Origin of the sequence: Micrococcus sp. KRD077 (genome assembly GCF_017168505.1) — a bacterium.
GTDB classification, from domain to species: domain Bacteria; phylum Actinomycetota; class Actinomycetes; order Actinomycetales; family Micrococcaceae; genus Micrococcus; species Micrococcus luteus.
Map to the genome: position 1 here is coordinate 1 of NZ_JABFAZ010000074.1, position 4,364 is coordinate 4,364.

Genomic DNA, 4,364 nt, shown 5'->3' on the forward strand with positions numbered 1-4,364 from the left:
GATCCCGTCGTGCAGGTGGCGGTGGACCATCCTGAGACGGCCAGTGGGGGTCAGGGGTGCGTTAGCGTGAGTCATGAGTGGGTCTTTTCGGGCAGGTGGGTTGTTGAGGAACTTCCATCCTGCGGGGCGGGGCCCACTCGTCTCATCTCAGCCGGCGCCTCGTGGCAAGAACCTCATGACCCACAACATCTAGGCAGGCGGCCGGGGCGCGGTGAAGGCGCGCCGCCCCGTCATCGAGGCGCGACGACGGCGGGCGGCGGGCTCCGCCGGATTCGGCGCCCCGCGGACCCGGCCCTAGGCTGGGCGCCGTGTCCGAGACCCACCGCGCCCGCCCGGGCGTCGACCCCGCGTCGGCGCCGCCCTCCGACGTGCCGCGTGGCCCGGGAGGCCGGGACGCGCTCGTCCGCCGCCGCGTGTTCCAGACGCCCCTGCTGCGCCGCGTGGTCTACGCGGTGGTCTTCGAGCTGCTCGCCATCCTCTTCACCACCGGGATCCTGGCGGCGCTCGGCAACGGCGGCGGGCCCTCGCTCGCCGTGGCGGTGGTGTCCTCGACCGTGGCCCTGCTGTGGAACATCGTGTTCAACTCGGTGTTCGAGACCCTCGAACGCCGCCTCGGGATCACGGGCCGACCCTGGTGGGTGCGCGTGGCCCACGCCGTCGGCTTCGAGGGCGGGCTGATCGTGTTCCTCGTGCCCGCGGTGGCGCTGATCCTCGGCATCGGGCTGGGGGAGGCGTTCCTCATCGAGGCCGGCCTGCTCGTGTTCTTCCTCGTCTACGCCGCGGTGTACGCCTACGCGTTCGACTCGGTGTTCGGCCTGCCGGACTCGGCCGCCCGCGCCGAGGCCTGACCCACCGCTCGGAGCAGGCGCGGCTCAGCGGGACGCCGGCAGCCCCAGGAACGCGCGGATCGCCGGCATCTCGCGGCGCACCTGGTCCAGGCCGAGCTCGTGGGCGGCGGCCAGCTTGGCCACGGACCGCTCGCCGTTGGAGATGGGCATGGTCGCGGGCACGAACAGATAGGCCCGTCCCTGCCGCTCCATCTCGAACAGGCGCTCGCGGGTCGCGTTGTACCGGCGCCAGCGCGTGAGCAGGGCGTCCGCGACGGCGGGGTAGCGCCGGAAGGTGCGCTGGTAGAACGAGGGGAACCGCTCGGGCCGCTTCACGTACCCGCGCTCCCGGGTCAGGACCACGAGGACCTTCTCGAACCCCGCGTCCTCCGCCGCGGTCAGCGGGATCCCGCCGTCCACGCCGAGGGCGCCGTCCACGAACACGGTGCCCTCGGCGTGCACCGGGGGCATGAGGACCGGCATCGTGGACGACGCGCGGACGCGGACCATCAGATCGGTCAGGGTGGTCATGTCGGAGCGGTCCCACCAGCGGGTCTCGCCGCTCGCGGCGTCGAACCCGCCCAGCACGAGCCGGGCGGGGTTCGCGCGGAACGTGGCGAAGTCGTAGGGCAGGTCCGCCTCGGGCAGGCCGGCGTGCTCGTAGATGTACTCGGCGTTGAACAGGCCCTTGCCGCGCACGAAGCTCAGCCAGTTGCCGAACCGAGGATCGTCGGCGAAGTCCACGAACGAGCGCCGCGCGCGGGCCGGGTCGCGGGACAGGTAGTTCACGGCGTTGGACGAGCCCGCCGAGATGCCGGCCACGAAGTCCACGTGGATCCGCTCGCGCAGCAGCTCCGCCACCACGGCCGAGGTGAGCGCGGCGCGCATCCCCCCGCCCTCGAACAGCAGCGCCGTGTCGGTGACGTTGGACGTCATGGGCTCGGTCATGGTCGGTACCTCCGTGTTCGCCGTCCGCCGAGCCGGGCGCGGAGTGCTCCCGTCCGGCCGCGCCCATCCTAGGCTGTCCCCATGGCGACGACCCACATGAAGAGCACCCCCGTCCACACCGTCGGTGAGCTGCCCCCGGTGGGTGCCCCCGCCCCCGACTTCACCCTCACCGGGGCGGACCTGTCCCCGGTGACCCTGCGGGAGCTGCGCGGCCGCCGCGTGATCCTGAACATCTTCCCGTCCCTGGACACGGGCGTGTGCGCCGCCTCCGTCCGCGAGTTCGACTCCCGCGTCGCGGACCTCGAGGACACCACCGTCGTGGCCGTGTCCGCGGACCTGCCGTTCGCCGCCGCACGCTTCTGCTCGGTCGAGGGCATCGACCACGTCCGCAGCGGCTCCGTGTTCCGCTCGTCCTTCGGCGACGACTACGGCGTGCGCATGACCGACGGTCCGCTCGAGGGCCTGCTGGCCCGCGCCGTCGTCGTGGTCGATGCCGACGGCGTGGTCCGTCACGCCCAGCTCGTCCCCGAGATCTCCGAGGAGCCGGACTACGAGGCCGCCCTGGCGGCCGCCCGGGGCTGAGCGTGACGCCGCCGGGCTGGCCGCCGCGCGCACGACGCGCGCCCCTGGCGTTCGTCATCGCGCTGTTCGGCGTGCTCGGCGCGCTGGTCCTGGCCGGGGGCCTCACCGCGCTCCTCGCCGGCCGGATGGTCGACGTCGCCGCGGACTCCGCCCCGACCGTGCCCGCCGCCGAGGCCCCCGCCCGGGAGGCGGGCGAGCTCGCGGCGGGCCTGACGCACGTCCACGACGGCGTGGCGGTGGACTGGTCCGCGTCGGCCCACGACGGATCGTCCCTGGATCCGGGCCAGCCGGTCGCGGACGCCCCGGGCATCCTCCTCGTGGAGACCGCCCTCGGCGCCCGCACCGGCACGGGGACGGGCATGGTGCTCTCCCCGGACGGACTGGCGGTGACCAACTACCACGTGGTCGAGGACTCCTCGGAGGTGCACGTGGTGGTCGCGGACACCGGCGCGCGGCACACGGCCACGGTGCTCGGGCGCGATGCCGAGCACGACATCGCGGTGCTCGACGTCGAAGGCGTCTCAGACCTGCCGGTGGCCAGCGTCTCGCTGGACCCTGTGCGTCGCGGGGAGACGGTGGCCGCCGTCGGCAACGGCGGGGGCCAGGGCCACCTGACGGCCGTGCGCGGCACCGTGCTCGGCACGGACCGCTCGATCATGGCCGCGGCCGAGGGCACCGATCAGTACGCGCGCCTGTCCGGCCTGATCCAGACGGACGCGGACGTCGTGCCCGGCTACTCCGGCGGCCCGGTGGTGGACGACGCCGGCCAGGTGGTCGGCGTGACCGTGGCGGCCAGCGATGGGACCACCGCAGAGGAGGTGGACGGCTTCGCGATCCCGCTGGACGTGGCCTTCGACGTGGTGGACCAGGTCCTCTCGGGTGAGGAGACGGACACCGTGAGCATCGGCGCGGACGGCGCCCTGGGCATCATGGTCGGCGCGGATCCCGACGTCGGCGTCGTGGTCATGCAGGTGGACGCGGGCTCGGCGGCCGAGCAGATCGGCCTGGTCGAGGGCGATGTGATCCTCGAGATCGAGGGGCGGCCCGTCGGCGACGACGCCTTCCGGATGTCCCGCCTGGTCAACGACCACAACGTGGGGGACCGGATCACCGTCCAGTGGCGCACCGCCAGCGGCGAGGTGCGCGAGGCCGAGGCGGTCCTGCAGCCGGCCCTCGTGAACTGACCGGCGCCCGCGCTCAGGCGAGCAGGTCCAGCGAGAGGGCCATCGCGGCCACGCCCAGCAACACGCCGCCCAGCGCTGCGCCACGGCCCCCGGCCGCCCGGGCGGCGGGCAGCAGCGCGTCGAGGCTCACGGTCACCATCACGCCCGCCACGGCCGCGAAGACGGCGGCCACGAGCGCGGGCGTGAGGAACGGGGCCAGCAGCAGCCAGCCGATCAGCGCGCCCAGCGGCTCCGCGATCCCCGTGAACGCGGCCCACGCGAAGGCCTTGCACCGCGACCCGGTGGCCTGCCGCACGGGCACGGCCACGGCCACGCCCTCGGGCACGTTGTGCACGGCCATCGCGACGGCCAGCGCGAGGCCCACCGACGGATCCTGCAGGGTGCCGGCGAAGGTGACGAAGCCCTCCGGCAGATTGTGCAGGCCGATCGCCAGGGCCGTCACCGTGCCCAGGCGCAGCATCCTCCGCCGGTCCAGGCCGGCCGGGTCGTCGACGTCGCCCGGCATCTCCGAGACGGGGTCGGGGACGGCGCGCTCGAGCAGCACGTAGGAGCCTGCGCCGAGGGCCAGGGCGGCCACCGCGACGGCGGTCGCCGCGGGGCCGACCGCCCCGCCCAGCCCCTCGACGGCGGCCGGCAGCATCTCCAGGAAGGAGACCGCGAGCATGACGCCCGCGGAGAGGCCGAGGGCGGCCCCCAGCCCGCGGCCCGAGGGCTCGCGTCCGACGATCGCCAGGACGCCGCCCAGCACCGTGGCCAGCCCGGCGAACGTCGTGAGAGCGAGCGCGGTCCAGAACGGGTCCACGGGGGAGGGCCTCCTGACGGG

General features: G+C 74.3%; 5 protein-coding genes. 3 read left to right on the forward strand and 2 right to left on the reverse strand.

Translation table 11 applies throughout. The features are described from left to right. Window positions 1–308 precede the first annotated feature (308 nt). The gene (locus J1M39_RS11465) at window positions 309–848 is read left to right on the forward strand and encodes a PACE efflux transporter (protein WP_036316449.1); all 540 of its coding nucleotides are present in this window, start codon (window positions 309–311) and stop codon (window positions 846–848) included. A 24-nt stretch (window positions 849–872) separates the two neighbouring features. Here the strand turns inward: J1M39_RS11465 and J1M39_RS11470 are convergent, their stop codons facing one another. Beyond that, window positions 873–1,775 carry a patatin-like phospholipase family protein gene (locus J1M39_RS11470; protein WP_010080530.1) on the reverse strand — a complete coding sequence of 301 codons (903 nt, stop codon included), beginning with the start codon at window positions 1,773–1,775 and terminating at the stop codon, window positions 873–875. Window positions 1,776–1,856: 81 nt separating this feature from the next. Between J1M39_RS11470 and tpx the strand changes: the two genes are divergently transcribed. Further along, window positions 1,857–2,357: a thiol peroxidase gene (tpx, locus tag J1M39_RS11475; protein WP_036316450.1), complete on the forward strand. Its 501-nt coding sequence runs from the start codon at window positions 1,857–1,859 to the stop codon at window positions 2,355–2,357. Window positions 2,358–2,359: 2 nt separating this feature from the next. Then, the gene (locus J1M39_RS11480; RefSeq protein WP_036316452.1) at window positions 2,360–3,541 is read left to right on the forward strand and encodes a S1C family serine protease; all 1,182 of its coding nucleotides are present in this window, start codon (window positions 2,360–2,362) and stop codon (window positions 3,539–3,541) included. A 13-nt stretch (window positions 3,542–3,554) separates the two neighbouring features. Here J1M39_RS11480 and zupT read toward each other — a convergent pair whose 3' ends face one another. Next, a complete protein-coding gene (gene zupT, locus J1M39_RS11485) occupies window positions 3,555–4,343 on the reverse strand; it encodes a zinc transporter ZupT (protein ID WP_206496813.1) in 789 nt (262 codons plus the stop codon). Window positions 4,344–4,364: the final 21 nt, after the last annotated feature.

What these genes read in the sequence shown, in the direction of transcription:
- J1M39_RS11470 (WP_010080530.1), bottom strand. Translation starts at nt 1,775, where the DNA reads ATGACCGAGCCCATGACGTCCAACGTCACCGACACGGCGCTGCTGTTC.
- tpx (WP_036316450.1), top strand. Translation starts at nt 1,857, where the DNA reads ATGGCGACGACCCACATGAAGAGCACCCCCGTCCACACCGTCGGTGAG.